The organism is Georgenia soli (assembly GCF_002563695.1).
Lineage (GTDB): Bacteria > Actinomycetota > Actinomycetes > Actinomycetales > Actinomycetaceae > Georgenia > Georgenia soli.
In genome coordinates this window covers 3,107,627-3,132,122 of sequence record NZ_PDJI01000004.1, presented here as the reverse complement: position 1 = coordinate 3,132,122, position 24,496 = coordinate 3,107,627, and the positions used below count along the sequence as shown (strand labels likewise).

The 24,496-nt window shown below is 72.7% G+C and carries 21 protein-coding genes and 2 pseudogenes; 6 read left to right on the top strand and 17 right to left on the bottom strand.

Annotated elements, in window-relative coordinates:
• Nucleotides 1-23 precede the first annotated feature (23 nt).
• Nucleotides 24-992, bottom strand: coding sequence for an LLM class flavin-dependent oxidoreductase (locus ATJ97_RS15480; RefSeq protein ID WP_098484504.1), 969 nt, complete (start codon nucleotides 990-992; stop codon nucleotides 24-26).
• Nucleotides 993-1,044: 52 nt separating this feature from the next.
• Entirely contained in the window at nucleotides 1,045-1,950 is a 906-nt protein-coding gene (locus tag ATJ97_RS15475; RefSeq protein ID WP_098484503.1) for a LysR family transcriptional regulator, read from the bottom strand.
• A 71-nt stretch (nucleotides 1,951-2,021) separates the two neighbouring features.
• On the opposite strand from ATJ97_RS15475, the gene ATJ97_RS15470 reads away from it, so the two are divergent.
• On the top strand, nucleotides 2,022-2,525 hold the full coding sequence (locus ATJ97_RS15470) for a CBU_0592 family membrane protein (RefSeq protein WP_098484502.1): 504 nt from the start codon (nucleotides 2,022-2,024) through the stop codon (nucleotides 2,523-2,525).
• A 19-nt stretch (nucleotides 2,526-2,544) separates the two neighbouring features.
• On the opposite strand, the gene ATJ97_RS15465 is transcribed toward ATJ97_RS15470, so the two are convergent.
• From ATJ97_RS15465 to ATJ97_RS15430, 8 genes and pseudogenes are all read right to left on the bottom strand, one after another.
• A complete protein-coding gene (locus ATJ97_RS15465; protein WP_098484501.1) occupies nucleotides 2,545-3,456 on the bottom strand; it encodes a coiled-coil domain-containing protein in 912 nt (303 codons plus the stop codon).
• 4 nt (nucleotides 3,457-3,460) lie between these two features.
• On the bottom strand, nucleotides 3,461-3,892 hold the full coding sequence (locus tag ATJ97_RS15460; RefSeq protein ID WP_098485523.1) for a hypothetical protein: 432 nt from the start codon (nucleotides 3,890-3,892) through the stop codon (nucleotides 3,461-3,463).
• 107 nt (nucleotides 3,893-3,999) lie between these two features.
• Entirely contained in the window at nucleotides 4,000-4,596 is a 597-nt protein-coding gene (locus ATJ97_RS15455; protein WP_245862611.1) for a pilus assembly protein, read from the bottom strand.
• Nucleotides 4,593-4,946 (bottom strand): TadE family protein, encoded by a 354-nt coding sequence (locus ATJ97_RS15450; RefSeq protein ID WP_245862607.1) that lies wholly within the window; start codon nucleotides 4,944-4,946, stop codon nucleotides 4,593-4,595. The genes ATJ97_RS15455 and ATJ97_RS15450 overlap by 4 nt, the downstream gene beginning before the upstream one ends.
• Before the next feature lie 35 nt (nucleotides 4,947-4,981).
• Complete coding sequence (locus tag ATJ97_RS15445) at nucleotides 4,982-5,179, bottom strand: hypothetical protein (RefSeq protein WP_098484500.1); 198 nt, start codon at nucleotides 5,177-5,179, stop codon at nucleotides 4,982-4,984.
• Between the two features lie 60 nt (nucleotides 5,180-5,239).
• Nucleotides 5,240-6,172: a type II secretion system F family protein gene (locus ATJ97_RS15440; protein ID WP_098484499.1), complete on the bottom strand. Its 933-nt coding sequence runs from the start codon at nucleotides 6,170-6,172 to the stop codon at nucleotides 5,240-5,242.
• Complete coding sequence (locus ATJ97_RS15435) at nucleotides 6,169-7,029, bottom strand: type II secretion system F family protein (protein WP_098484498.1); 861 nt, start codon at nucleotides 7,027-7,029, stop codon at nucleotides 6,169-6,171. The genes ATJ97_RS15440 and ATJ97_RS15435 overlap by 4 nt, the downstream gene beginning before the upstream one ends.
• A 2-nt stretch (nucleotides 7,030-7,031) precedes the next feature.
• A pseudogene (locus tag ATJ97_RS15430) lies at nucleotides 7,032-7,655 on the bottom strand (TadA family conjugal transfer-associated ATPase); the annotation flags it as partial.
• Between the two features lie 44 nt (nucleotides 7,656-7,699).
• Here ATJ97_RS15430 and ATJ97_RS15425 point away from each other — a divergent pair.
• On the top strand, nucleotides 7,700-9,211 hold the full coding sequence (locus ATJ97_RS15425) for a recombinase family protein (protein WP_170037502.1): 1,512 nt from the start codon (nucleotides 7,700-7,702) through the stop codon (nucleotides 9,209-9,211).
• Between the two features lie 345 nt (nucleotides 9,212-9,556).
• Here ATJ97_RS15425 and ATJ97_RS15420 read toward each other — a convergent pair whose 3' ends face one another.
• The 4 genes from ATJ97_RS15420 to ATJ97_RS15405 form a co-directional block, all read right to left on the bottom strand.
• Complete coding sequence (locus ATJ97_RS15420; RefSeq protein WP_281254993.1) at nucleotides 9,557-10,693, bottom strand: phage major capsid protein; 1,137 nt, start codon at nucleotides 10,691-10,693, stop codon at nucleotides 9,557-9,559.
• 195 nt (nucleotides 10,694-10,888) lie between these two features.
• Nucleotides 10,889-11,212 carry a hypothetical protein gene (locus tag ATJ97_RS15415; RefSeq protein WP_098484494.1) on the bottom strand — a complete coding sequence of 108 codons (324 nt, stop codon included), beginning with the start codon at nucleotides 11,210-11,212 and terminating at the stop codon, nucleotides 10,889-10,891.
• A gap of 282 nt (nucleotides 11,213-11,494) precedes the next feature.
• Nucleotides 11,495-13,459, bottom strand: a complete 1,965-nt coding sequence (locus tag ATJ97_RS15410) for an AAA family ATPase (RefSeq protein ID WP_143427044.1) — start codon at nucleotides 13,457-13,459, stop codon at nucleotides 11,495-11,497.
• Nucleotides 13,452-13,847: a hypothetical protein gene (locus tag ATJ97_RS15405; RefSeq protein ID WP_098484492.1), complete on the bottom strand. Its 396-nt coding sequence runs from the start codon at nucleotides 13,845-13,847 to the stop codon at nucleotides 13,452-13,454. Before ATJ97_RS15405 ends, ATJ97_RS15410 begins: the two co-directional genes overlap by 8 nt.
• A gap of 638 nt (nucleotides 13,848-14,485) precedes the next feature.
• On the opposite strand from ATJ97_RS15405, the gene ATJ97_RS15400 reads away from it, so the two are divergent.
• Complete coding sequence (locus ATJ97_RS15400; RefSeq protein ID WP_098484491.1) at nucleotides 14,486-15,880, top strand: P-loop NTPase family protein; 1,395 nt, start codon at nucleotides 14,486-14,488, stop codon at nucleotides 15,878-15,880.
• 42 nt (nucleotides 15,881-15,922) lie between these two features.
• Nucleotides 15,923-16,936: a protein NO VEIN domain-containing protein gene (locus ATJ97_RS15395; protein ID WP_098484490.1), complete on the top strand. Its 1,014-nt coding sequence runs from the start codon at nucleotides 15,923-15,925 to the stop codon at nucleotides 16,934-16,936.
• Between the two features lie 26 nt (nucleotides 16,937-16,962).
• Here ATJ97_RS15395 and ATJ97_RS15390 read toward each other — a convergent pair.
• The 3 genes and pseudogenes from ATJ97_RS15390 to ATJ97_RS15380 all read right to left on the bottom strand — a co-directional run.
• A pseudogene (locus tag ATJ97_RS15390) lies at nucleotides 16,963-17,586 on the bottom strand (ATPase, T2SS/T4P/T4SS family); the annotation flags it as partial.
• A 198-nt stretch (nucleotides 17,587-17,784) separates the two neighbouring features.
• Complete coding sequence (locus tag ATJ97_RS19880; protein ID WP_170037499.1) at nucleotides 17,785-18,570, bottom strand: maleylpyruvate isomerase family mycothiol-dependent enzyme; 786 nt, start codon at nucleotides 18,568-18,570, stop codon at nucleotides 17,785-17,787.
• A gap of 16 nt (nucleotides 18,571-18,586) precedes the next feature.
• Nucleotides 18,587-22,099 (bottom strand): adenylate/guanylate cyclase domain-containing protein, encoded by a 3,513-nt coding sequence (locus tag ATJ97_RS15380; protein WP_170037496.1) that lies wholly within the window; start codon nucleotides 22,097-22,099, stop codon nucleotides 18,587-18,589.
• 139 nt (nucleotides 22,100-22,238) lie between these two features.
• On the opposite strand from ATJ97_RS15380, the gene ATJ97_RS15375 reads away from it, so the two are divergent.
• Together ATJ97_RS15375 and ATJ97_RS20705 are read left to right on the top strand one after the other, a co-directional pair.
• The gene (locus ATJ97_RS15375; protein WP_098484486.1) at nucleotides 22,239-22,916 is read left to right on the top strand and encodes a DUF998 domain-containing protein; all 678 of its coding nucleotides are present in this window, start codon (nucleotides 22,239-22,241) and stop codon (nucleotides 22,914-22,916) included.
• A gap of 179 nt (nucleotides 22,917-23,095) precedes the next feature.
• The gene (locus ATJ97_RS20705; RefSeq protein ID WP_211287254.1) at nucleotides 23,096-24,490 is read left to right on the top strand and encodes a phosphotransferase; all 1,395 of its coding nucleotides are present in this window, start codon (nucleotides 23,096-23,098) and stop codon (nucleotides 24,488-24,490) included.
• Nucleotides 24,491-24,496 lie beyond the last annotated feature (6 nt).

The following is a 24,496-nucleotide window of genomic DNA, read 5'->3' as shown; positions in this document are numbered from 1 at the left end:
CATCGTGGCACGGCGCCGCCGTGTCACAGGACGTCCGACAGCGCCTCCAGGGCCGCCAGGGGATCCGCGGCGACAGGCACGAGCACGTTGCTCGTCACCCCGGCCCCGGCCAGGTCGTCCATGCGCGCGCGGACCTGCCGCGGCGTCCCGGCGAGCGCCAGCCGCGCGACCCACTCGTCCGGCAGTGCGCGGGCGAAATCCTCGGGGCCGGCGCTCCGGGCCCGCAGCTGTGCCAGCTCCTCGGCGAGGTCGAGCGGAGCGAGGTGGGGCGCCCAGTCGGGCTCACCGATCCAGCGCAGCGCCGGCCGCGCCGCGGCGAGCGCCTGCCGGGGGTCCGGGCCGACGCTGGCCACGTTGTAGGCGACCAGGCGGTGCGGGCGGGTCGCGGCGATCTGCCGGCGGGCGGCGGCCACGTACTCGGGGGTGCAGGGCTCGGCCAGGATCGTGCCGTCGGCGACGCGGCCCGAGAGGGCGAGCGAGCGCGGGCCCCGCACGCCGAGGAGCAGGTCCGGGACGACGGCGGGCACGGCGCTCGGCTCGAGGGCGACGCCCGTCGCCCCTCTGTCCTCGGGTCCGCCGAGAGCAGCGGCGCGGCCGTGCAGCAGATCTCGAACCGCGGTCACGTGCTCCTCGAGGTGGCGCAGCGGCCGGGGCGGCCAGGCGCCGACCGCCCGCATCCAGCCGGGCATGCCGTGACCGACGCCGACGTCGACGCGGCCGGGGAACAGCTGGGCCAGCGTGGCCGCCTCCATCGCAGCGAACGCGGCGTTGCGCGCGCCCGCGGGCAGGATCCCGATGCCGACGCGGATGGTGCGCGTCGCCCCGAGGAGGGCCGCCGCCTGGGCGACCCCGCCGCGGAACCCGAGGTCCTCCACGACCCACAGCTCGTCGAACCCGAGCTCCTCGGCGCGGACGGCGTACTCGAGCACGGACGAGGTCTCGAGGTCCCGGGGCAGCATGACTCCGGTGCGGGCCCGTCCGGTCGGCGACATGGCCCGAGGCTATCCGGCGCCTCCACGGCCGGCGGACGCGCGCCCGCGGCGCTCACAGCGGCTCGAGGGCTGCGGCGACGGCCACCATCTGCTCGAGCACGGCCAGCGTCGCGGCCCTGGGCTCAGTGCGGGTGTCACGGTGGCGCACGAAGAGACGACGCGTGCCGAGGCCCGGCAGCGCGGCCCACTGCACGTTCTCCGGCAGCTGGCGGCGCATCGCCAGCTCGGGCAGCAGCGCGATGCCCAGTCCGGCGGCCACCATGGCCAGGGCCACGTCGAAGTCGAGGTACCGGTGGGCCGTGCGCGGCGTGAAGGACATCTCCGCCGCCAGCCGCGCCAGCGCCCGGTCGGCCGCACCGCGCGGTTCCGGGGCCAGCCAGGTGCGCCCGACGAGCTCGAGCAGCCCGGTCGGTTCGGGGTCCGTGGCGGGCAGCGCGACGACCCACGGCTCGTCCAGGAACGGCACGTCACGCGTGCCCGACGGCGCCGGGGTCGGGGTCGAGACGTCGTGCTCGATCACCAGCAGGTCCAGCTCCCCGCGGCGCAGCGCGCGACGACCGTGCTCCTCGGCCACCTCGTGGACCACGAGCTCCACGCCGGGCAGGCTCTGCTCGAGGCCCTCGAGCAGGGGCACGAGCACCGCGCGGATCGCCGTCTGGAAGGCGCCGACGACGACGACGCCCGAGACGTCTCCCTCGAGCGCCGCCAGCGAGCGGCGGGTCTCCCCCAGCTCCGACTCGATCCGTTCCGCGGTGTCCGCGAGGACCCGGCCGGCCGCGGTGAGCGTGGCCCCGGAGGGCTGGCGGTCGAGCACCTTGACGCCTGCTTCCGCCTCCAGACGCGCTATTTGCTGGGACACGGCAGACGGGCTCACGTGCAACGTGTCGGCCGCCGCCAGGACTCCTCCTGACCTGCTCACGGCCAAGAGAAAACCAAGCCTGCGTGGGTCGATCTCCATGAAGCAGAACTGTATACCGGATGCCGAATCATTCGATTGATCTTTATGGGCGAGGTCGTCACGATTGACCTGTGCCCGAGATCGTCGCCTCCGTGATTGTCACCGCCGGCTGGGTGGGTGTCGTCGTCCAGCTGGTGGCCTACGCCCTGCTCTCCACCGGTCGTCTGCCCGCCGGTTCGGTGAGCTATCAGGGGCTGAACGTCTTCGGCGCGATCGCCGTCGGCTCGAGCTCGGCGGCCTCCGGCGCCTGGCCCTCCGCCGTCGCGAACGGGATCTGGATCGCGATCGGCGTGGTCGCGATCGTCGCGCTCAAGCGGCACCTCGTGGCACGGCGGCTGCGCGCCGCCGCCCGCTCCGCCCAGCTCCTCCACGAGCAGCGCCTGGAGCGGGCCCGCCGCGCCGCCCGCCGCTCGGTCGTCTCGCCGGCCCAGGACGCGCCGACGGCGGAGCCCGACCGCGCCCCCGGACCGCTGGCCGACCGGCCGCTCCAGGCCGGGTCGTCGCGTCCGGCGGGGCGCACCGAGGGACGGGGCCGCCGCAGCCGGGGCCCGGCCCGGGAGAAGCTCGCGGTCTAGCAACGCACCGTCACCGCGGTCAGCCCTGCTGCTCGCGTAGCCGGGCGAGTCTGTCCCGCACCTCCTCCACGGCGGTCTCCGCGTCGTCGTGGGCAGATGCGGCAGACTCCCGCGCGTCCTCGGCGTCGTCGAGCCGGCCCTCCGCGCCGGTGAGGGCGTGCTCCCGCTCGTCGAGCTGGCGCCGGAGCTCCTCGACCTCCGACCGCAGCTGCAGCACCCGCGCCTCGAGCCGGTGCACGGTGTCCTCCGCCGAGCGCAGCTCGCGCTCCGTCTCCGCCGACCGTCGCTCGGCCTCCTGCTCCTCCTGCTCGACCCGGGCGATCTCGGCGCGCAGGGCCGCCGCGGCGTCCGTCTTTGTCTTTCGCCTGCCGCCCACAGTCTTCCGGCCGGCCTGGCGTGGGGCCCGCTCCCCCAGCGCCTCGGGCACCGCCAGGACCCCAGTGAGGTCGACGGGGTCCAGGCCGGTGGTGGTCATCGGTTCGAGCAGGAGCCCCGTACGCAGGGCCGCCTCCGCGTTCTCGTCCGCCATCGCCGCCTGCAGCGTCGCGGCAGCCTGCTCCGCCGCCACGTCGTTGACCTTCTGCCCGAGCTCCGCCCCGACCTTCCGGCCCTGCCGCACCACGGCGGTGACGAGCTGGCGGCGCTGCCGGTTGAGCGTCCTCAGCTCGGCCGCGTCGAGGTCCTCCTGGGCCTCGCGCATGGCCTGGCCGAGCTCGAGCACCTGCTCGATCTGCTCGGTCATGTGCCGCACCATCGCGTTGACGAGCCAGGCGGCCGCGGTCGGCTTGCGCAGGGCCTTGACGTCTCGGGCCAGGTCGGCTTCGCCGTCGGCACGGGCCTGCTTCGCGCGCTCGTCGCGCGACTCGACGAACTCGCCCGGCAGCAGGCCGTAGAGGTCGACGGCGACGGCCAGCAGGTCCTGGGTGCTCACCGTCTTAGCCTGCCCGGGCGGTGGAGGTCACGCGTAGTGCGACGCCGTCGCTCCACGGGAGCAGGGCCCAGGGCACGAGGGGTGGGCGCGCCGTGGCGGTGAGGGTGACCTGGGCCGTGGTCCCGTCCGGGGTCCCGGTCGGCTCGGCCACCCGCAGGCGCTCGAACTCGGCCACCAGCGCCGGCGGCGAGGCGCGGAGGTACTCCTGCACGGCCGCCTCGACGGAGGCGTCCGACAGCGGCACGCGGGTGGCCGCGTCGGGCGAGCCCGCCGGGGTCGCGTAGTACGCGGCCAGGTCGATCGCGTCCGCGGCGTCGGCCGCCGCGCCGTCGGCCAGCGCGAGCAGCCGCTTGCGCTCGATGTGCACCGCGGACGCACTGGCCACCACGAGCACGAGCGCCAGGACAAGCACCCCGAAGGCCAGCGTGAGCAGCATGATCTGACCCTGCTCCGCCCCGCCCGCCGGCGCCACCCGTCGCCGCAACGTCCTCGCCGTGCCTCCCAATCTCGCCGTGCCTCCCGGCCTCGCCGTGCCTCCCAGCCTCACCGTGCCTCCCGGAACTGGGGCACCGCGGTGACGTGCGTGGCGGTGACCGGCACGGCGGCCGGGACCGCGTCGGCCACAAAGTCCGGCACGAGCGGCAGGTCGACGCTCGCGGACACCTCGACCACCACCCGCGCCCCCGGCGCCAGGCACGGCTCCCCGGCGCAGGAGATCCGCAGCGCCTCGGCCCCGTCGACATCCAGGCCCTGGTCCTCGAACGCCAGCTCCACCGCGAACCGCGCCGCGGACGCCCCCGCCTCGAGGCTCTCCGCCCGGGCCAGCAGACGCCCCGCCTCCCGCGCGGCCCCCTCCGCGGCGAACGCGGCGGCCTGCACCTGCGCCAGCGTCAGGACCAGGTAGACGACCGGGACGAGCAGCAGCAGGCTCATCCCCAGGAACTCCACCACCGCGCTGCCCCGCTCAGCCTCGTCTGCGCGGCGCCGCTCGGCACCGCCGACGCCCAGCCGGGCACGCACCACCGCGACCAGCCCGGGCGTCGTCATCCCCGCCCACCGCCACCCCGCCCGCCGCCCCCGACCGGCCCGCACACGTGCCGCCGCGGACGGCGGCGGCACCGACGTCGTCCCCCCGCTCATCCCAGCGGCTCCTCGAGCACCGCGTGCCCGCTGACGTTCAGCACCCCCGACGGACCGAGCAGCCCCAGCACCGGCAGCGGAGCGCTCACCTCCACCCGGACCAGGACCACCCCGCCCCGCTGCACCTGCGAGGCACTCACCTCCCGCGCGTAGCGCGGCGAGAGCGAGAGACTGACCAGCTCACGGGTGCGCGCGACCCCCTCGGCCGGGCCCGCCCCCACGAGCGCGGCGTGACGCGCCCCCTCGGAGGCCGAGTCCACCAACGTGTTGCGCACGTGCAAACCGAGCACCAGCTGCAGCAGCGCCGTCACGATCGTGACCACCAGCACCGAGACCAGCACGAACTCCACGACCGCCGAGCCACGCTCGGCACCACCCGGTCCGCTCAGTACGCCAGAACCCGGTTCATCGCCGTCTCGAACACCGTCGACAGCGCCGGCCCGGCCAGCGCCCAGATCGCGACCACAAGACCCGCCGTCATGAGCGTCACCAGCACCCAACCCGGCACGTCCCCGCGTTCGGGATCGTCCTCCCCCGGCCAGCCGAGACGGGCCGCGAGCAGCGTGAGCAAGGTGGTCCACATGACGTTCTCCTCCGGGATGGTTGTCGTTCGGACCCGGCGACGCCGGGAAACTCTCACAGCTCACAGACCCACCCGCAGCACGGCGAGCCCAGGAAAGATCGCGAAGAGAACGGTGACGGGAAGCACCAGGAACACCACTGGCACCATCATCCCGAGCTCCTTCTTCCCGCCCGTCTCCATCAGCTCCCGGCGGGCGGTCTCGCGGGCGTCCTGCGCCTGCGCACGGAGCACCTCCGCGAGCGGCGTGCCGCGCTCCAGCGCGACGGCGACCCCCTCGGCGAAGCGCGCGACCGACGGTTCGTCCGTGCGTGCGGCCATGCGCTCGAGGGCGACGGCGAGCGGCACGCCCGAGCGGGCTTCGGCCAGGGTGCGTCGGACGTCGAGCGCGAGCTCACCGTTCGTCGTCCGGGCGATGCGTTCGAGCGCACCGACCGGTCCTTCACCGGCCGAGACCGCGAGCGCCAGCAGCTCCGCGACGTCCGGCAGCTCCATCGCCATGCGCTGCTGCCGCCGGCGGACCTGACGGCTCAGCGCCTGGTCGCGCGCCACGGCTCCGCCGACGGCGCACAGCAGGACCCCTAGGAGCAGCGGCACGAACGGGGCGCCTCTGAGGACACCGATCGTCAGGGCGCCGAGGAGGCCGGCCGCCAGACCGACGGCGGCCCACATGAGCTGCTCGGTGCGGAACTGGTCGTGCGTCGTCGTGCCGCCGAGCAGCTGGAGGCGGCGGCGGATGCTCACCGAGGACGAGCCGAGCCGTTCCAGCACCCGGCCGGCGTCGTCGACCATCGGCGCGAGCAGCCGCTCGAGGGTGGGGAACGGGGTGTGCACCGGTCGTTCCGCCAGCAGTCGTGACGTGCGCGGGCGTTCCCGCAGGTACGGCGCGATCCGGGCGTCCAGGGTGATGCGCCGGGCCGCCACGCGCCACAGCACGAGGCAGACGCCCACCCCGCCGGCCAGCCCCACGAGCGCCCCCAGCGCCGTGGCGTTCACCGCAGCACCCTCGTCTCCTCGGGCAGCCGCCCGATCCGCACCATCAGGGCGTAGGCGAGAGCGGAGCAACCTGCGCCTGCCGCCAGGACGACCACACCGAGGGCGGAGTTGTACGCCTGCGCGGTCTCGGCGCGCGTCGAGAGCAGCAGGAGCACCACCCACGGGGCGGCCACGGCCATCCGGGCCCCGGCCACCGTCCAGGACTGCCTCGCCTCGAGCTCACCGCGGGTGCGCAGGTCATCACGGATCATCCGTGCCAACGTGCGGAGCAGACGCCCCAGGTCCGTCCCACCGACCTCGCGCGTGAGCCGGAGCGCCTCGACGATCCGGTCGGCGACCGGGTCCGCGAGACGGGCCTTGAGGGTCTCGAGCGCGTCCACGAACCTCCCGGTGGCCCGGTAGTCCTCGGCGAACTGGCGGAACTCCGTGCGGACCTCCTCCGGGCCACGCTCCCCCAGCGCGATGAGCGCCTCGGGCAGCGACAGCCCGGCCCGGATCGCGGAGGCGAGGTCGTCGAGCACCTCCGGCCAGACCGTCCGGAGCTCGGTGCGGCGTCTACGGGCCCGGGAGCGCACCACGAGCGACGGCGCGCCGGCCACGATCACGGCGAAGCAGGCAGCGATGGGCGGAGCCCCCGTCAGTGCCGCGGCCGTGGCGAAGGTGACGAGGCCGAGCAGGCCCGAGGTCACGAGGAGCGAGGTGGGGGTGACCGTCGGCGCACCGGCCTGGACGAGCAGGTCCTGAGTCCGGTCCGCCCAGCTCGGCGTCGACCGTCGCGCACGCTCCGGAGGCTCGAAGAAGGAGAACCAGATGCCCAGCAGACCGGCTCCCAGCAGCAGCCCGACGACGACCCCCACCGCTATCGCCCGCTGTCGGCGAGGAGACTCGCCAGGTCGTAGCCGGCACGGCGGAAGCGCTCGTCGTCGTCGGGGAACCCGGAGGAACGCAGGAGCTGTCCGTCGCGCCGGACGAAGAGCTCGGCGGTCTCGACGACGCCGTCCTCCACGCGGCCCGTGACCGCGACGATCTCGCGGACGCTGCGGCGGCCCTCCCGGTCGAGCTCCAGGTGCACGACCAGGTCGACGGCGGCCGCCACGGTCGGCACCACGAAGGCCGCGGTGACGTTCTCGCCGGCGAGGAGCGGAAGGGTGCAGAGCTTGGTCACCGCCTCGCGCGCGGAGTTCGCGTGCAGTGTGCACATGCCCGGGATCCCGGCGTTGAGCGCGACCAGCATGTCGAACGCCTCGGCCTCGCGGACCTCGCCGATGATGATGCGGTCCGGGCGCATGCGCAGCGCTTCCTTCACCAGCCGGCGCAGCGGGACCTCGCCGGTCCCCTCGAGGTTGGGCTGGCGGGTCTGCATCGGCACGACGTCGCGGTTGGCCAGCCGGAGCTCGAAGACCTCCTCCGCCGTGATGATGCGCTGTCCGGCGGGGATCGCCCCCGCGAGCGCACCGACCATGGTCGTCTTACCTGCCTGCGTACAAACCGGTGCGGAACAGGCACGTTCCGGTAATGCTTAGTTGCATGTCCCGCCGCTGCGCCGTCTACGCCCGCATCTCCGTCAGCTCGGAGGAGTCCGTCTCCATCGAGCGCCAGCTCCGTGCCGCCGAGCAGTACGTCGCCGCGCGCGGCTGGCAGGTGGTTGTCACCTACACCGACGACGGCGTCTCCGCGACGCGCAACCGCCCCGAGGACCGTACAGGGTGGCGGGCGCTGATGGACTCCACCGAGACGTTCGACGCGGTCATCATCTGGAAGATCGACCGGCTGGCCCGCCGCATCACCGACTTCTGGTCGACCGTCCAGGTGCTGGAGGAGCGCGACAGGTCGCTCGTGTCTATCCAGGACAACCTCGACATGTCCACCACCGTCGGGCAGATCGTCGCTGGCGTGATGGCTGGCTTCGCCCAGATGGAGGCAGAGGCCATCCGGGACCGCGTTACCGCTGCCCGCCGCCACCTTCTCCACAACGGCCGGATACCGGGCGGGACAATCCCCTACGGCTGGCGCACCGTGCCCAACCCCGACGGGGCAGGGCGCGTACTGGCCCAGGACCCGGAGCGCATCGAGTACGTGCGTGGGGCGGTGGAGCGCGTGCAGCACGGCGCGTCGATCTACTCGGTGGTGCAGTGGCTCGACGATGTCAGCGCTCCGCTACCGAGGGCGTCGCAGAAGGGGCGGAAGCGCACCGGCTGGCACTACGGCACGGTCGAGCGGCTGATCCGCAACCCCGTCCTTGCCGGCATGCTGCCCTATAACCCCGGCAACGCCACCAAGGTGCGCGGCGAGGACGTGGTCCGCGACGAGCACGGCCTGCCGGTCGTGGACGAGAAGGTTGCCCTCCTGCCCGTGGCGGAGTGGCGAGCACTGGTGCGCCAGCTGGACGAGCGCGACAGCGGCCAGTCGAAGCCTCGCGCGCTCCGCTCCAAGACCTCGCCGCTGCTGTCGGGCCTGGTGTGGTGCGCCATGCACGACGACGCGCCAGTGCGGATGCACCGAGGCACCACGCAGAAGCGGCACAGCTACTACTGCCCCAAGTGCCACCAGGCCATCTCCAACATCGAGCCGCACGTCATCGAGCAGTTCCTCGCGCTCAAGGGTGAGCACGTCCGCTGGAGCGTCGTCGAGGAGGTCTACGAGGGCGGCGCGGCGCTGCTGCCGGAGATCGAGCAGCGGCTCGACGAGCTCGACGCGGCGATCCGTGGCGCGTCCAGCCGGGACGAGCGCCGCCGTCTCCAGGACCAGCAGGCGACCCTCCTGGACCTGCGGGACGAGAAGCGCGCCGAGGCTCCGCAGGTGGTCCTGCGCGAGGTGCAGAGCACCCACACCTACGGCGAGGACTGGGCCGAAGCCACGACCGTCGAGGAGCAGCGCGCGGTGCTGGACGACGCGCTGGAAGCCATCGAGGTTCGGCGTGGGCGCGTCGGGCGTGGCCTGGACACCTCTCGGCTCACGTTCCGGTGGAAGATGCCCCACCAGCTCGGCGCGGTGGCCGCGCCGAGCGACGAGGAGTTGGCGTCGTGGGCTGCGAGCTAACCGGCGCGATACGGGCCCAGAACACGGAGAACCACCCTCCCCCTCGCGCGCGATGGGGAGGGGTCATCCCTGGGGGAGAGGCGGGGGCTGCCTGGCGGAGCCGCCTGCGGGGGCGACGCTCGTGATCCGGACGCCCTCTCCCCGCTACAGGTGGACAGCCGGTGGCCGGGGACGCTTCACCCGTGCCACCGGCTGGTCCGGAGGTGGTGCCGCTGCTGGCGCTGGTGCGGTCGATAGCGGCTCAGAAAGGCGTGAGCCTGCACGTCACCATCCGTCCTCGGCCCAGCGGATGCTCTGCGAGAACACCGGGCGAGGTGCGGTTGACGCCTGCAGCGGCGAGCTCGGTTACGCGGCGGCCAGGTGGACCACGGCGAAGGCCTGCGGGCGGAACAGCTTGAGGCCGTACCGACCCTCGGCGCGGAGCTTGACCTGGTTCTTGTCGAACAGGTCGCCCGCCTGCGTGGCGGCCAGCGTGTGGTCACTCTGCCGGACACCGACGCGCACCTGGCTCCAGTCCGCCAGCAGAGCGGTGCCCTGGGGGACGGCGGTGGAGGTGATGCGGGCGACGCCCTGGCCGAACAGCCCGTCGTAGACGGAGCTGTTCATGAGGAAGCCGCCAGTGGCCCCGTCCTCACGGAGGAGGTCGAGTGCCTCGGCGTCGGTGGGGTTGAGCACCCAGCCGGTCGGGGCCTCGCCCAGACCCCCCAGCACCGTCCGCGCGCGGCGGATGGTGGTGAGCTGGTCGGTGGCGAACGCCACGTCGGTCACGCCGGAGGTGTTGAGGATGCCGGTGAACTGCTCGCCGGTGCCGTCGCCGTCCACGACCTGCTGCTCCAGCTTCCGCAGCACACCAGTGCGCATCTGCTGGTCGAGCACCTGGACCATCGACGAGTGGTCCTCCAGGAACCGCTCGGGGAACGGCTCGGAGAGGTGCGCGATGACGCGGGCGCGGTCGTTGATCTCCTCGAACGTGTAGACCGAGGTCGGCTTGGTGTCGCCGTCGGCGACCACGTCGGCGTTCTCGTCCCGCGCGACCTGGCGGAGGAAGTCGAACGTGGCCGACTCCAGCTCCTCGCGGGCGATCAGGTCGAGCAGGCGCGTCGGGGTGGTCGGCAGAGCCGAGACCTCGACAGCCGGAGGCGTGCTGATCTGCCCCTGGAGGACCGACTTGAGGCCGCGTGCGGCGGCAGCGCCGGTCAGGCGCTCGTGGACCGACTTGCCCCAGCTCTCGCCGGTCGCGACGGTCGGCGTGCTCTGGGCAACGGCCAGGCGCTCGACGACGTCAGCGACCTTCTGGCCCTGCTCGGCCTGAGCCTTGAGCTGCTCGTAGGCGTCGGCCTTGGCCTCGATGTCAGCGGCCTCAGCAGTGGTGAGGTCCCGGCCAGCGGCCTTGGAGCGGTTGATGATGGCAGTCATGTCGGCCTTGAGGCCGTCCATCTGCTCACGGATCGTCTTCATGAGGGTTGCTCGTCTCTCCTGCAGGCGTGCAGGGGTAGCGCGTGAATGGGGGTTGCCGTCTGTGGCCTACCTGGTCGCTGGCCGCACGTCGTGGGACTTACCCCGGAGGGCCTCGTCCCGGTGCTGGCGGGCGTCACTCGGTGGCACCGGCTGGAGCGTGGCAGCTAGCGGGTACTTGCCTCGCGGTCCTCGTACTGGCCGCCGTCACGCGCTCGAGACTCATGATGCCTCGCCGGTGTCGCCCGGGGCATCCGGCTCGCCACGGAGGCGCTTCAGGGCGCGGCTGTAGCTGTCCGTGAGCGCCTCCAAGGCCGGACCCGGCACGCCCTCCTCGCCGGCAAGGACCGACGCGGCAGCCTCCGCCGAGACCATCTCGGCAGCGGTGTGGAGCGCCGCGAAGGCGAGGTGGATCAGCTCGGTGCGGCTCGCGTTGACGGCGACGCGCTGCAGCGCCTGGTCGGCGTCCTCGGTGTCGTTGATCAGCCCGATGATCAAGCGAGCGGCGTCGGCGTAGGCGGTCGGGACGATGGTGTTCTCGGTCATGGTGATGTCTCCTTGTCGGTCAGGGGTCGTTTCATCTGTTCTGCTTGTCCGCGCGGGCGGGCGACCGCGCCGCGCGCCGCCCCTTAGAGAGAGGGGGCGGCGGCGCGCAGCGGCACGAGTCGCGGGTGCTGGTCGCGCCGTGCCGCGCCGTGGACTGGCGGCGCGGACCTTGCCCACGTACTCCGCCGATTGCCGGCACAGCGCGCTGTGCCGCGCCGTGGACAGCGGCGTGCCTGGGGAGTGACCGGCGCGCGGGCGGCGCGCCGTTGACGGATGGCGCGCTCACTGGTCGTCTCCTGCCAGCTCCCGCCGCAACTTCAGCGCCTCTCGGAGCGCGGCGCGGGGCACCTTGTGCCCGGCACCCTTGACGGCCTTCTCCGTGTCCCGCTGGGAAGCGTCGGACGGAAGGTCCAGCCCGGCCAGCACCTGCAGCGCGTGATCGACCTTGGCCCGCCACGGGTTGCTCGACGCGGTGTAGATGAGCCAGCCGTCCTCGTCATGCCCCTGCGTCAGGGTCAGCGAGGCGATCCCTGCGAGGCGCGACTTGCCCGGCTTGAGGTAGAGCCGTCCGGGGTCGTCGGCATCACGGGTGAGCAGCAGCTCCAGGTCCACATCGTCGCGCTTGGAGGAGGTGCCACGAGCGCCCTTCTCGGCATCCTTTCCCGTGTTGTCCGTTCGGACTACGGTCACGCCGCGCTTCTTGAGCACGGCTCCGGTGTGGCGGTAGAAGGCGCGCGCTGTGTCGGAGTCGTTCTCCTTGCCCTCGGTGACCCGCTGGAAGCTGTCCAAGACGACCACATCCCCAGGGCCGATGTCGTAGGCGTCGAGGATCGACATCAACTCGCGGCCACCCTCCGCCGTGTCGAGCGCGGCGAGCGGAGGCAGGTCGATAAGGACGAAGCGGTCGTCCAGGTCGGCGACGTTGTCTCGGGTGATGCCCAAGCTCGACAGCCGCTCGGCGTAGTCGTCGGCGGTGTTCTCCATGTCGACGATGAGCACGCGCCGCGCCTGCGGGATGACAAGCCCAGCGAAGTCGGGCTTCCCACGTGCGATGTCGAGCGCCATCGCGAGAAGCAGCAGCGACTTGCCCACGCCTGCCGGTGCCACGATGGCGACCGCCGTGCCGGCAGGGACGAGGTCATGGACGACCCACTCGCGCTCAGGGCGGTTGGGGTCGAGAAGCTGATACAGGTCCAGCCGGGCGAACCTCTCGCGGACGCCGTTCACGTCCGCCGAGCTCGGCTCGTCGGCCTCCACCGCGTCGAACTCCTCCGCCGCGCTCTGGTACGGCGTCCCCTGGTCTCCGACGAACGCCACGGCGTCCTCCCACTTGTGCTCGGGGTCGTAGCGGTCGTCAGCGGGCGGAGCGTGCTTCGTGAAGTCGCGCTTGGCGTCCTCCAGCGAGTAGCCGATGCCAGAGTTGCTGGCCTGCACCAGCCGCTGTGCGGCCAGGTACGCGCCGTAGTCCCAGCCGACCTCGCCCGGCTCCTTGTCGGGTGCCTTGGCACCGGGCCACGACACGGTGAACCCGTTGGGCAGGTCTCGGAGCTCGTCGAGCTTGCCGAGCGTCCAGGCGATGACGCCACGGACGTGAGCGGCGTACTCGGCGCTGGCGGTCACCGGGGCACTCCGCCGCTCCGCTGGCTCGGGAGCTGCGTCAGGCTCGTCCAGCAGCCGGTCGAGCTGACGAGCGAGCCAGCTCCCCACGTCCAGCGGGTCACCGTCGAACGTCCAGTGCTGGTAGGCGTCGGGGTCCTGCGTGGCGGGCCGGAACATGAACCGCTCGGCCTGCTCGCAGCTCGTGTCGAACTGCTCGATGCCGAGAGCCTTCATCACCGCTCGGGCCAGCAGCCGGTACTCCTCGGGAGACACGTCGCGGTCCAGCAGGATGAGGATGCGGTAGCGCGGCTCGTCGGGCGTGTGGCTCCACGTGGTGTGGACGAGCGTCGCCACGCCCAGCGCCTTGACGCGCTCCACCAGCTCAGGCGTGGCACTGTCGGCGTCGAGGGCCAGCACGCACCGGCTGACGACGGACCCCTTGCGGCGGTGGAGCGCGGTGCAGCCAGCTCGGTCGACGTGGTCGACGGTGGTCTTCCGCAGCTCCCCCAGCAGGTAGCCGCCGGACTCCTTGGAGTCGCCGGGGTCGCCCATCCACGCCTTGAGGCCGCTCCAGGTGATGGTGCTCTGCCGCCAGTGGGCGGTCTTGGTGAACGGTGCGGTCGCGACGGACAGCTGGCGCTCAGCCACGCCGACCACCACCCACGATGACCATCACGCGGATGGTCGTGCTGTCGCCGTAGCCGTAGGCCAGCTGGCCGGAGCTGCCCCGGATCACGTGGACGTGGCTCGGCAGGAAGCCCGACTCCAGCTCCACCGACGCGGCCTCAGCCCAGTTGGCCGGGCGTCGGCGCTCCGTGGCGTAGGGACGCGCGGCGAACCAGCGGAGGTCGTTGCGCTCGACCTTGGCGAGCGTCCGGCCGACGGGGCAGGTCGTGTCGTGGTGGACGCCCCCGCAGTCTTCGCACGAGGCGGCGGTGCAGTCGCGGCATGCGACAAACTTGAGACGAGCTGCCTGCCCGGTGCTCTTGGCCGCCGTCCCGTTGCCGTCGGGACGGCGGCTTCCCGTTGCGCTCATCGGTCCGCTACTCCCATAAGGAGGGCGGCGAGGTTCCCCCGCTGCTCGGGGGTGAGCGGCGGGGCGGCATCCAGAGCCTTCCGAATGGCGCGCTCGACGTGGGCAGCGGTCAGCTCCCGGCGTGCTTCCGCTACAGCCACGGGATCGGGGACGCGCCCGCGCTTTTTGCCCACGTGAAGGGCAGAAAGCTTGTTGCGGGCGAGGACAACGGGGTCAGTCGTAGGCATGTGGAGCCTCCAGAACTAGTGAGTTCTGGTACGGCTCCCCTGCCAACCAATCCGGGTTACCGGCTGGTCAGGCGATGTACCTACCGAGCCACGTCCGGTGACTCGACCCGGAGCCCGCTGGCTTACCGGATGCCCAACTGTGGTGCCTTCGTTACCACCGTGGTACCGCCTCGGGTCCGGATCAGACCCTCCACGATGCGACCTCTGCACCCTGCTACTGCGTCCCCCCACGGGTGCAACTCGTGCCACCGAGGGGTGGTGGCAAGGACCATCTTGCCCGAGACGGGGATGGATGCGCACAGAGCTGGGCATCTGGGCAGTAGCCCGCACCACGTCCAGTCGTAACGACACGCTCTCCGCGGGAGGGCGTGAACACCGGGCGGTGGCGGGCTACCCGTTAGCCTACGTGGCGTGATCCCGCGGCTCCCTTCCCGATATGAAGACCTCGACCCCGCCTTCAGAGGGCGGCTGCGACCCAACCGTCCATTGCTAGAGCTGGTGCAGCGAGCGAAGGCCGCCATGGCGATCTCAGGGGGGATCCGCTTTCTTCCCATCTTTGGTCGCAGCGGATCAGGCAAGAGTTCAGCAGCGCGCGAGCTTGCCACCCACCTCCCGGAGACGAAGGTGCTGGAGCTGTCACGATCCGCCATCGTCTCCGAGGCCACCCTGCTGCAGGAGATCCGCGACGCGCGCGGTCGCCGGAACCGGCCAGAGCTCCTTATCGCAGTCATCGATCAGTACGAGGAGAACGTCGCCGAGAAGTCCGCAGTCCCCACTCAGTTCGTTGAGCGGCTCAGTCTTCTTGATAGGGGCGACCTCAAGGACGTGCCGGTCTTATTCCTGTGGCTAACCACCAGCCGCGACTTTCAGGCGGCCCTCGCCGCTGCCACCAGCCGCAATGAGCGCATCCTGCTTCAGCGCGACTTCGAGCTCGCGGGGCCTTTGCCGGAGGAGTGGGCCGAGATCGTCGAGGAGACCTTCGCATTTCACAACCAGGAGCAGCCGCTCGCGGACTTCGAAGTGCTCCGCGAGAACATCGAGCAGATCGCTGACCATGCAGCAACCCTCGGCGCGACCATCGAAGGAGTAGGCGATCTCCTCGCACAGCAGATGTCGCGGATGCAGGACCTCTCCCAGTACCAGGTGGTCATGCTTTGGCCAGTCACCGACGGGTTGCGCATCACCCGCGTCGCCGGTTTCACGAACGCGCGTGACGGCTACAAGCTTGACTGGAACGCCTTCTATCGCGAGCTCAACGAGGACGACCGCCGGACGCTCCCGCTGACCGAGCTTAATCGTGCGCGGCTGTACTTTGATGTTCGCTTAGTCCCGATTGCCGCCGCTGATCTGTATCACCTTTGCCGAGACCTCGATAACCCGGATTTTGAGCCCAGTCCCTCGTACCTCGGGCGGTTCCAGAAGTCGCACTTCTTCTCCATCGTCACCGAGAACTGGGATCCGTCGACCTATGGACCCCTTCGCGAGCGCGAGTCCGAGCGAGCGAAGCAGGCTCGCGCCTGGTACGACGGCGGTGTCACGAACCAACCGACACAGCTTGGCAAAAGGATCGCGAAGTGTTTGCGGATGCTCGACATCCAGGCCGAGCACGAGCGCACCATCAAGTCCCCCTACGCCACCGTGCGCGCAGACGTCGCCGTCGACCGGCCAGACAGCCAGCAGTCGACCTGCATCGTCGAGCTAAAGGCGTTCAGTAGCGAGGGCACCCGCCCGTCCTCGATCAAGGACGCCATCCGGACCACCTTGAAGCGACACGCGCAGTTTGCGGGATTCCTGGCTCGTCAGTAGGTCTAGCCAGACCTAAGGCGCGATCTTCGGCATGATGAACAAATGGCGATCAATGAGTGGTGGGCGGGCGATCCAGAGCAGCGGTATTGGATGGAGATCACGGACCGATCCGATCTCGGTGCCGACCTATTCGCACCGACGGCCGACGGTTCCGGTAGGCCATATTGGGGTTACGAGCTCCTTACATACGTTCAGCCTGGCGACGTAGTCCTGCACTGGCACAAATCCCTCGCCGGTGAGCCAGGCATCGTGGGATGGTCCCAGGCGACCGGCTCCTACGAGGACACCGACATTGAGTGGCAGGCAAGAGGCACCGTCGGCCGAGCGTCAGGGAGCCTGGCCCCCCGTCCCGCCTGGCGAATGCCCCTTCTGAATTTTATGCTGCTGCCTGACCCGGTGCTCATCACCGACGTGCGGTCACACGACGCCGAGCTCCGCCAAATTCTTGCCGAATTAGAGACCGAGCACGATGGCGGCTCGCTCTATTTTCCATTCGGCTTCAGCGATAAGCGCGAACTCCGCGCTCAACAGACCTACTTCGTGAAAATGCCACGCGAGGTGCTGGAGGTCCTGGGTCTTGATGAGCTGGAGCGCGTCCCCCGTCCGGCCCCCTCCCCCAGCCGGCAAGGAGGGAAGGCGGACAAGCGAGGAGATAGCGGCTACATCGCGGACTCCGCAGTAAGGAGCGCAATCGAGTGGCACGCCGTGAACCTCGCCGTTGAGGCTTACATCTCGCTTGGCTACGAAGTCGAGTACACGGGTGCGTCGAAGCCTTACGACTTGCTCGTGACCCAGGGCTCTGACGTACGCCGCGTGGAGGTCAAAGGAACCTCGGGCGCTGCGAAGACGGTGGAGCTGACCATCGGTGAGGTCGACAACTCACGCGAGACCACGCCTACCGATCTGTACGTGGTCGACGGCATTCAGTGGTGGAGAGAGGCCGACGGCACGGTGCAGACGGATGGTGGCGACACCCGCTGGTGGACCGACTGGGTTGCAGCTGACTCCAGCCTGAAAGCGACGCGCTTCCGCTACTTCCTTCCGTCGGGCGGTTAGCCGCCAGGCCGCTAACTGACCTGTTTCCTTCCGGCCTGGGTCGCCCCGGAGACGAGGACGTTCATCCCCGCCACCACGGCCGCGTCCAGGAACGTCGCCGCCTGCTGGGTGAGGGAGCCGAGCGCGACGAGGTCCGCGAGGCGCCGGGCACGCGTCACGTACTTGCGGATGTTGACCGCCCACGCCGACCGGGTGATGTCCGGAATGACGACGTGGACCCGCTCGCCCGTGGCGAGCGACGCGTCGACGAAGGGTGTCGACAGGTCCAGGCGGCGCCCGGAGGCGCGGAGCATCCGTTCGACGAGGTCGCGCACCTGCGCGTCGTCGAGGATGGTCGTGGTCAGTTCCGAACGGCCGGAGCGGGCGACGAAGACCTTGCCCGGCTCGTTGATCCAGATCTCCTCGATCTCGGGGTCGTCGAGGTAGCGCTGCAACGGCCCCAGTCCGGCGACGGCGTCGACGACCTCCTTCGCGGCCGCCTCCGGATCACCGATCGGCGGCACCAGCCCGGCCACCGACCGGTCGTCGTAGTCAGCCAGCGCTGCGGAGACCAGCGCCCGCACGCCCTCGGCGTCGCGCGCCGGGTCGACCCCACGCCGACGGACGAGCTCGCGCACCTCGCTCTCGAGGAGCGCCACCCCTTCGTCCACCCGCCACCCCCATGGTCGGTAGAGCAGACCGGCCCAAACCGGTCATTCCCGGAAACTAGCGGAGGAAACCTCCCGGCGGTAGACGCGGTCCGAGCCTGTGGACAACGGCGTAGCGCCAGACCCGTGCCAAGGGGGCCAGACGCTCCGTCCCGGGTCGCGTGGGGCGACGAGCCTCAGCGAGGCTCCCGACCACCCAAGTCACGGCCCCGGGACGAACTCCTTCAGGCGCCGCGCCAGCGCCCGGTCCCCCTCGACCCTGACCGGAGCCGCGTCCATCGGCACGCGCCCGTACCCGGCGAGCAGGACCGCGTCATCGTCACCGCTGACGACGACGGCGGGCGGCCCGGACGGCGGGCCCCAGCCGGCGCCGTCGTACTCGACCTCGACCCGCACCGTCGTCCCGCGCAGCAGGAAGGCGGTGCCGGGCGGCGGCGTGGCGACGGCGGCCGCCGCGAGCGCGGGCCAGAAAGCCTGCAGCACCGTCGCCGCCGCGGCGTGCGCGTCCGGGGCGAGGAGGCCGTCGGCCCCGACGGCGTGGGCGAGGTCGCTGCGGTGCACCGCCGCCTCCATGACGAAGACCTGCAGTCCCAGCTCGAGCGGGACGTCCCCGTAAGGCATGGGCAGCACCGTGCCCGGCTCCGTCGGTACCGCGGCGAGGGCCGCAAGGAGACGCGCCCGCGCACGCCTCAGCGCCGGGACGATCTGGTCGCGGGGCCCCTCGAGGTCGACCCCCGCCGCACGTCGTTCACCGACCGACGTGCCGCCGTGAACCGCGCCGCCGTGGCCATCGACGTGCCCGTCGTCGCTGCCCGCGGCGATCTCGAGGGCGTCGGCCTCGAGCGTCATGCCCCAGTGCACGTGACGCGCCAGGTCCTCCACCGTCCACCCCGCCAGCCGCGTCGGCGAGTCCCAGGAACTTCCCCCGAGGAGCTCGAGGAAGGCGGCCCACTCCCGCCCGATCAGTCGTGCCGCGTCGTCGATCACCGCTGCTCCCGATGGTTCATCCCTGCTCCAGTGCCCGGCCCAGCGGCGCCAGGCCGAGCGCGACGGCGTCCGCCCGGGCGCGCCGCAACAGCTCGGTCGCTCCCGGCCGTCCGTCCCCCCGCATGGTGCGCCCCAGCTCCGCCCGTGACCACGCAGCACGCCCCGCCGCGCCGAGGGCGTCGTTCTGCTCGACGGCCGCCCGCAGGTGCCGGACCGCGGCGTCCGTCTCCCCCGCCGCCCGCAGCGCGACCCCGAGGAAGTGGTCCGCCGCACCCAGGCACAGCGCACCTGAGCCGAGCACGACGACGTGCCCGCTCCACGGCTGGAGCAGCTGCGCCACCCCTCGGCACTCCTGCGGCGTCCCGACGGCGGTCGCCGCCTCGGCGAGGTAGGCGAGGGTCGTGCTGCGGCTGAGGTCGTCGGCGACGTTCTTGAGGTCGGCCCTGGTGTACCGGTCGAGCGCCCTTCGCGCCGCGACGGCGTCACCCGCGCGGGCGTGCACGACGGCGACGGCGAAGCTCCACCGGTCCGGCGCCTCCTCGGCGAGAGCCTCGACCTCGGCGACGGCCTGCGGCGCGCCGCCCGTCATGAGCTGCAGCTCGAGCAGCTGGATGGTCCGCACCATCCCCGCGTCGGCGTAGTGGGAGCGGTGGGCCTGCTCGGAGAACGCGTCGATCAGGCCGGGCGCCGCCGCGTAGCTGCCGGCGAGGAGCGCGTGCATCGCCTCCCACATCGGCGGGTACCAGAGGTACAGCGGCCGGCCCAGGTGGGTCGCCAGCTCGGTGGCGCGGCGCTGCGCCTCGCCGGCGAGGGCGACATCCCCAGCCTCGAGCGCGTCGACCAGCTGGAGGCGGGCGGCCTCGAGCTGCAGCTCGCCGTCGTCGGTGAGCGCCGCGGCGGCGACGGCGCGGTCGAGCCCGGCCAGCCGCTCGCCCAGGTGCGCCGGGCTCGCCAGGCCGGCCCGCTGCGCGAGCGAGCACTCGGCGACCGCCGCCGCGTCACCCGCGGCCTCGGCGAGCCGGACCGCCTCGGCCGCGGCGGCGACGCCCTCACCGCGCCTGCCGGAGTAGACGAGCGCCCGGCCGAGCGCGGCGAGCAGGCGGACCTCGGCGCGGGTGCCGGAGGCAGCGCCGGTACGTGTCGACGCGGCGGCCCCGGCGGGCGACCCGGCGTGAGGCGGTGTGCCGCCGCCGGGCAACGGAGCACCGAGGTTCTCGGTGCCCTCCGCACCGTCCACCTGCCCGGACTCCAGCGCGGCACGGAGCAGCACGAGGCCGTCCTCGCCCCAGGTCTCCCGGGGCAGGCGGCTGGCGAAGAGGGCGTTCTCGTACCCGAGCGCCGCCTCCGCCAGGCCAGCCGGGGCGCCGACCTCGCGGGCGAGGGTGCCGCCGTCGCGGAACGTCACCATGGCGTCGGCGAGGCGGCCGGACCGTCGCAGTGCCTCGGCGCGGGCCAGCGTGCGGCGCAGCCGTACGAGACCGGGCGCGCCGGGAGCGACGTCGAGCGCCTTGCCCAGCAGCTCGGCGGCGCGCTGCGGTGCTGGGACGAGCTGCTCGGCGGCGGCCCGCTCCAGCCACCGGGCGGCCTCGTCGGCGACGTCACCGGGCTGACGGCCGTCCAGGTCGGCGGCGGTGCCGGGCAACGAGTCGAGGGCGAGGGCGAGGTGCAGACCCACGAGCTCGGCGGGCCCTCGCTCGCGCACCCACTCGGCGAACCGCGCGTGCAGCTGCGCCCGCTGCCCCCGGGCGAGAGACGCGTAGGCGGTGTCGCGCAGGAGGGCGTGGCGGTAGCTGTAGGAGGTGTCGAGGACGAGGCCGTCGTGCGGACCGCTGAGCAGGCCCGCCCGGGTGAGGGCGTCGAGCGCCGGGGAGGCGTCGTCCACCCCGAGGGCGGGCAGGGCCGCCGAGGGGAAGGTGGTGCCGGGCACCGAGCCGCGTTCGACGACGGCCCGGGACCCGGGGGCGAGCCGGTCGAGCTGCGCCTGGTAGATGGCGTGGACGGTCGTCGGCAGCGCCGGCTCGAGCTCACCGTCGAAGACCCAGCCGCCCTCCCGGGGCCTCAGCACCCCGCCGAGGATCCACGAGCGCAGCAGCTCCTCGACGAAGAGCGGGTTGCCGCCGGAGACCCGGACGATCCCCCGCACGTACCGCTCCGGTACGGCCCCGGGGCCGACCAGGGAGTGCACGAGCGCCTCCGTGTCGTGGCCGTCGAGCGCCGCCAGGTGCAGCACCGGGACCGTCGCGAGCGGGCCGGCGTCGGTGAGGGAGGCGTCGGGGCGGGCCGTGAGCACCACGAGACCACGTCCTGGGTCCGTGAGGACGTGGGCCAGGAAGGCGCGCAGGTCCGGACCCGCGGCGTGGACGTCCTCGACCACCCACAACGGCTCCGGCCCCGGCACTGCGTCGAGCACGGACACCCAGGAGGTGAACAGGTCTGCCGGCTCCGCGGTGAGCGTCCGGCCGTCCAGCAGGGCGCGCACGTGCCCCGCCGCGGTGCGCGCGTGCTCGGCCCCGAAGCCCTTGCCCTCGGGCCACGCCGCCACCCCGTCCTGGCCCCCCGGACCTGCGGGAGGTGCGGAAGCTGCCGAACCTGCAGGACCTGCGTGACCCGCGGAACATGCGGCGCCGGCCGCGGTCGCGGCCTCCGCCGTCGACCCCGCGCCGGTGACGGCGAGCGCCCCCCGCACGAGCTGGGCGACCGCCCCGTACCCGCCCGCCGTTCCACCCGTCGCCCCACCGGCCCGCGCGACGAGGGTGGGGTGCCCGGCCGCCGCCGCCCGCAGGCACACCTCCTCGGCCAGGCGCGACTTCCCGACCCCGGGCGGGGCCACCACGAGCACGGCACGACGCCGGGCGGCGCCAGGGCCCGGGACGTCGGCCGGGGCGAGCCGGCCGAGGAGGTCCTCGAGGATGCGCCCGCGACCCAGCGTCGGGGCGTGGAGCCCGAGCGCGGCCAGGCCCCGGCGGGCGACGGCGTGCCTGCCGACCGGTCGCCAGACGGACACCGGCTGCGCCTTCCCGCGCAGCGTCACCTCGCCCGCCGGTTCGAGCGCGAACGCGTGGGCGACGCCGAAGGCGGTCTCCGGCCCGAGCAGCACCTCGCCCGGGGAAGCCGCGGCCTGCAGGCGCGCGGCCGTGTTGACCACGTCGCCCGTGACGCGCCAGCCGTCGCCGACCCGGGAGACGACGACCTCGCCCGTGTTGACGCCGACCCGGAGGTCCAGGGTGCCGGCGACCAGCCCCAGCGGCGCCTCGGTCCGGCGGGCAGCGTTCCTGAGCTCGGTGGCGGCCCGGACCGCCCGGACGGCGTCGTCGTCCGAGGCCAGCGCGACCCCGAAGGTCGCCATGACGGCGTCGCCGATGTACTTCTCGACGACCCCTCCGTGCTCCTGGAGCGCGGCGGTCGCGCGGGCGAAGAACTCGTCCTGGATCCGGGCGACGTCCTCGGCGTCGAGCCGCTCGGACAGCGCGGTGAAGCCGACGAGGTCCGCGAAGACCACGCTGACGACCCGCCGTGCGACACCTCCCACGAGGGAACGGTAGTGGCGGCGCCTGCCGCCCCGGCGGGGAACGGACGCAGTTTTCGTCCCGGGCGGCACCGGTTCTCGTGAGGATGGCAGGCACTGTCTCTGCCACCATGGAGGCGTCCGCCGAACGCAGGGGAACGGCATGCCACCTCGCACGCGAGCCGGATCAGCGGCGACCCGCGCGCTGCTGGGCGGCGGCGTCGTCGCCGGGCCGTTCTTCGTGGTGATGACGGCGGCCCAGGTCGCCTCGCGGGAGGGTTTCGACCTGCGCCGGCACGGTCTCAGCCTGCTCAGTCACGGCGAGCTGGGCTGGTTGCAGGTGACGGCGTTCGTCGGGACCGGGCTGCTGGTGGTCGCGTGCGCCGCCGGCGTCCACCGCCTCCCAGAGGACCTCGGGGGCGGACGGCTCACGGCGGTCCGCCTCGCCGTCGCGGGTCCCGGTCTGGTCCTCGCCGGGGCGTTCCGGGTGGAGCCGTCGGGCGGCTTCCCGCCGGGAGCCCCGGCCGCGACCGCCGCCGATGCCAGGGAGAGCCTGTGGCACGACGTCGGCACCGCCCTGGCGGTCAACGCCGCCATTCTGGCGTGCGTCGTGCTCGCCCGTCGGCTCGCCCGCGCGGGGCGGCGGGCACGCGCGGCGTACTGCTGGACGACGGCGGCGCTCACCGCCGTGCTCGCGTGGTGGCCGGGCGGGGGAACCTCGATCCGGCTGGCGATCGTGACCGTCCTGACGATGACGTGGGTCACCGTCGTCGCCGCGTGGCTGCGCAGCGACGCCGCCAACCAGCGGACGGCCGCGACGGCGACCGCCCGGAAGTCGTAGGCTGTGCTCGGCGGTCAACCGCTTCCACCGGTTCACCGCTAGGCCCACCCGGTTTCGCCACCGGGTGGGCTGCCTCCTTTCTGGCGCGGGCACACCCTTCTCGGCGGTGGCGCCCCAGTTCCGAAGGTCTCCGGCGCGTGAGCCTCGCACCGTGCACCGCGCGCGCATAGGTTGGCGGGGTGGTCCGTTCAGCGCTCGCCCTCGCCGCCCTCGCCACCACGGCCGTGCCCGGCCTGGACGTGGTGGCGACGCGCCCACCGCAGACCGCGAACAGCGACTACCAGACGACCGGTCTGCTCGACGCCGGAGGTCGCCACTGGGTGATCCGGGCGCCGCTCCATCCCGCGGCCGGGGCTGCGCTCGAGGGCGAGGTCGCCCTGCTGGCGAACCTCACCAAGGAGGTCGACGAGGGGCGCCTCCCGTTCGACGTGCCGCGGCCGGTCGGTTTCGCGGCCCTGCCGGAGGGCGGACGCGCCATGGTCTTCCGCGCCCTGGTCGGTCGGCCGCTGGTGCTGGACCGGCTGACGTCGGGGCCGGGCCTGTCCGCCGAGCTCGGCCGGGCGATCGCCGCGTTCCACGAGCTCGACATCTCAGTCGTCGCCGACGCCGGGCTCCCGGTGTACGACCCCGACTCCTACCGCCGGCGGTGCCTCGCCGAGGTGGACGAGGCCGCACGCACCGGCCGCGTGCCCTCGGTGCTGCTCAACCGGTGGGAGCACGCGCTCGAGGACGTGGCCCTGTGGAAGTTCCGTCCCACGCCGGTGCACGGCGACCTCGCGCCGGAGCACGTGCTGGTCAAGGACGGGCGGATCACGGCGGTGCTCAGCCTCTCGGAGGTGCACGTCGGCGACCCGGCCGAGGACCTCGCGTGGCTGCTGGCGGCCGCCCCGGAGGACTCGCTCGACGCCATCGAGGAGGCCTACTCCCTCGCCCGGACCGAGGGCGCCGACGCCACGCTCCTCAATCGTGCGCTCCTCGTGTCCGAGCTCGCCCTGGCCCGGTGGCTCCTCCACGGTGTGCGGCACGACGAGCAGCCGGTGATCGAGGACGCCACCGCCATGCTCCGCACCCTCGCGGCCGATGTATCCGACGCCCCCGGGATCGGCTCGCGTGAGCCGGTGGTCGTCCCGGACTACGACGCCGGGTGGTCGGACGAGGACGTCGACGACACTGGACGCCTCCACGACACCGTACGCGTCGACGAGACCCGGGGCGTCGACGAGACCGAGGGCGTCGCCAGTGCCGACGTCGTCCCTCTCGACGACGAAGGTCGGGGCGACGACGAGGACGAGGACGTCGACGATGAGACCCCGGCCGCCGCTGGCGTGCCTGGGCCGGAGCGGGGCTTGGCTGGTGCCGGCCGCGCGGCCGACAGTCCCGGTCATCCCGACCACCTGGACGACGCCGACCGCGGAAGGTCCGCCGACCAGAGCGGTTCAGTGGAGGGGCACGCCGAGGGCGGCGTCACCGCGGCCGGGCAGCGCCCTGACGCGGGGGCCGTCACCGAGGAGCTGAACCTCGGCTCGAACCTCCCCGACTTCCTGCGCGAGGACGAGGACCGGCGCAGCAGCTGAGCGGCG

Coding starts and splice junctions, on each gene's coding strand:
- ATJ97_RS15415 (WP_098484494.1), bottom strand. CDS start 11,212: ATGACCGAGAACACCATCGTCCCGACCGCCTACGCCGACGCCGCTCGC.
- ATJ97_RS15455 (WP_245862611.1), bottom strand. CDS start 4,596: ATGAGCGGGGGGACGACGTCGGTGCCGCCGCCGTCCGCGGCGGCACGT.
- ATJ97_RS15475 (WP_098484503.1), bottom strand. CDS start 1,950: ATGGAGATCGACCCACGCAGGCTTGGTTTTCTCTTGGCCGTGAGCAGG.
- ATJ97_RS15375 (WP_098484486.1), top strand. CDS start 22,239: ATGCCACCTCGCACGCGAGCCGGATCAGCGGCGACCCGCGCGCTGCTG.
- ATJ97_RS15395 (WP_098484490.1), top strand. CDS start 15,923: ATGGCGATCAATGAGTGGTGGGCGGGCGATCCAGAGCAGCGGTATTGG.
- ATJ97_RS15405 (WP_098484492.1), bottom strand. CDS start 13,847: ATGAGCGCAACGGGAAGCCGCCGTCCCGACGGCAACGGGACGGCGGCC.
- ATJ97_RS15425 (WP_170037502.1), top strand. CDS start 7,700: ATGTCCCGCCGCTGCGCCGTCTACGCCCGCATCTCCGTCAGCTCGGAG.
- ATJ97_RS15480 (WP_098484504.1), bottom strand. CDS start 992: ATGTCGCCGACCGGACGGGCCCGCACCGGAGTCATGCTGCCCCGGGAC.
- ATJ97_RS15460 (WP_098485523.1), bottom strand. CDS start 3,892: ATGCTGCTCACGCTGGCCTTCGGGGTGCTTGTCCTGGCGCTCGTGCTC.
- ATJ97_RS15445 (WP_098484500.1), bottom strand. CDS start 5,179: ATGTGGACCACCTTGCTCACGCTGCTCGCGGCCCGTCTCGGCTGGCCG.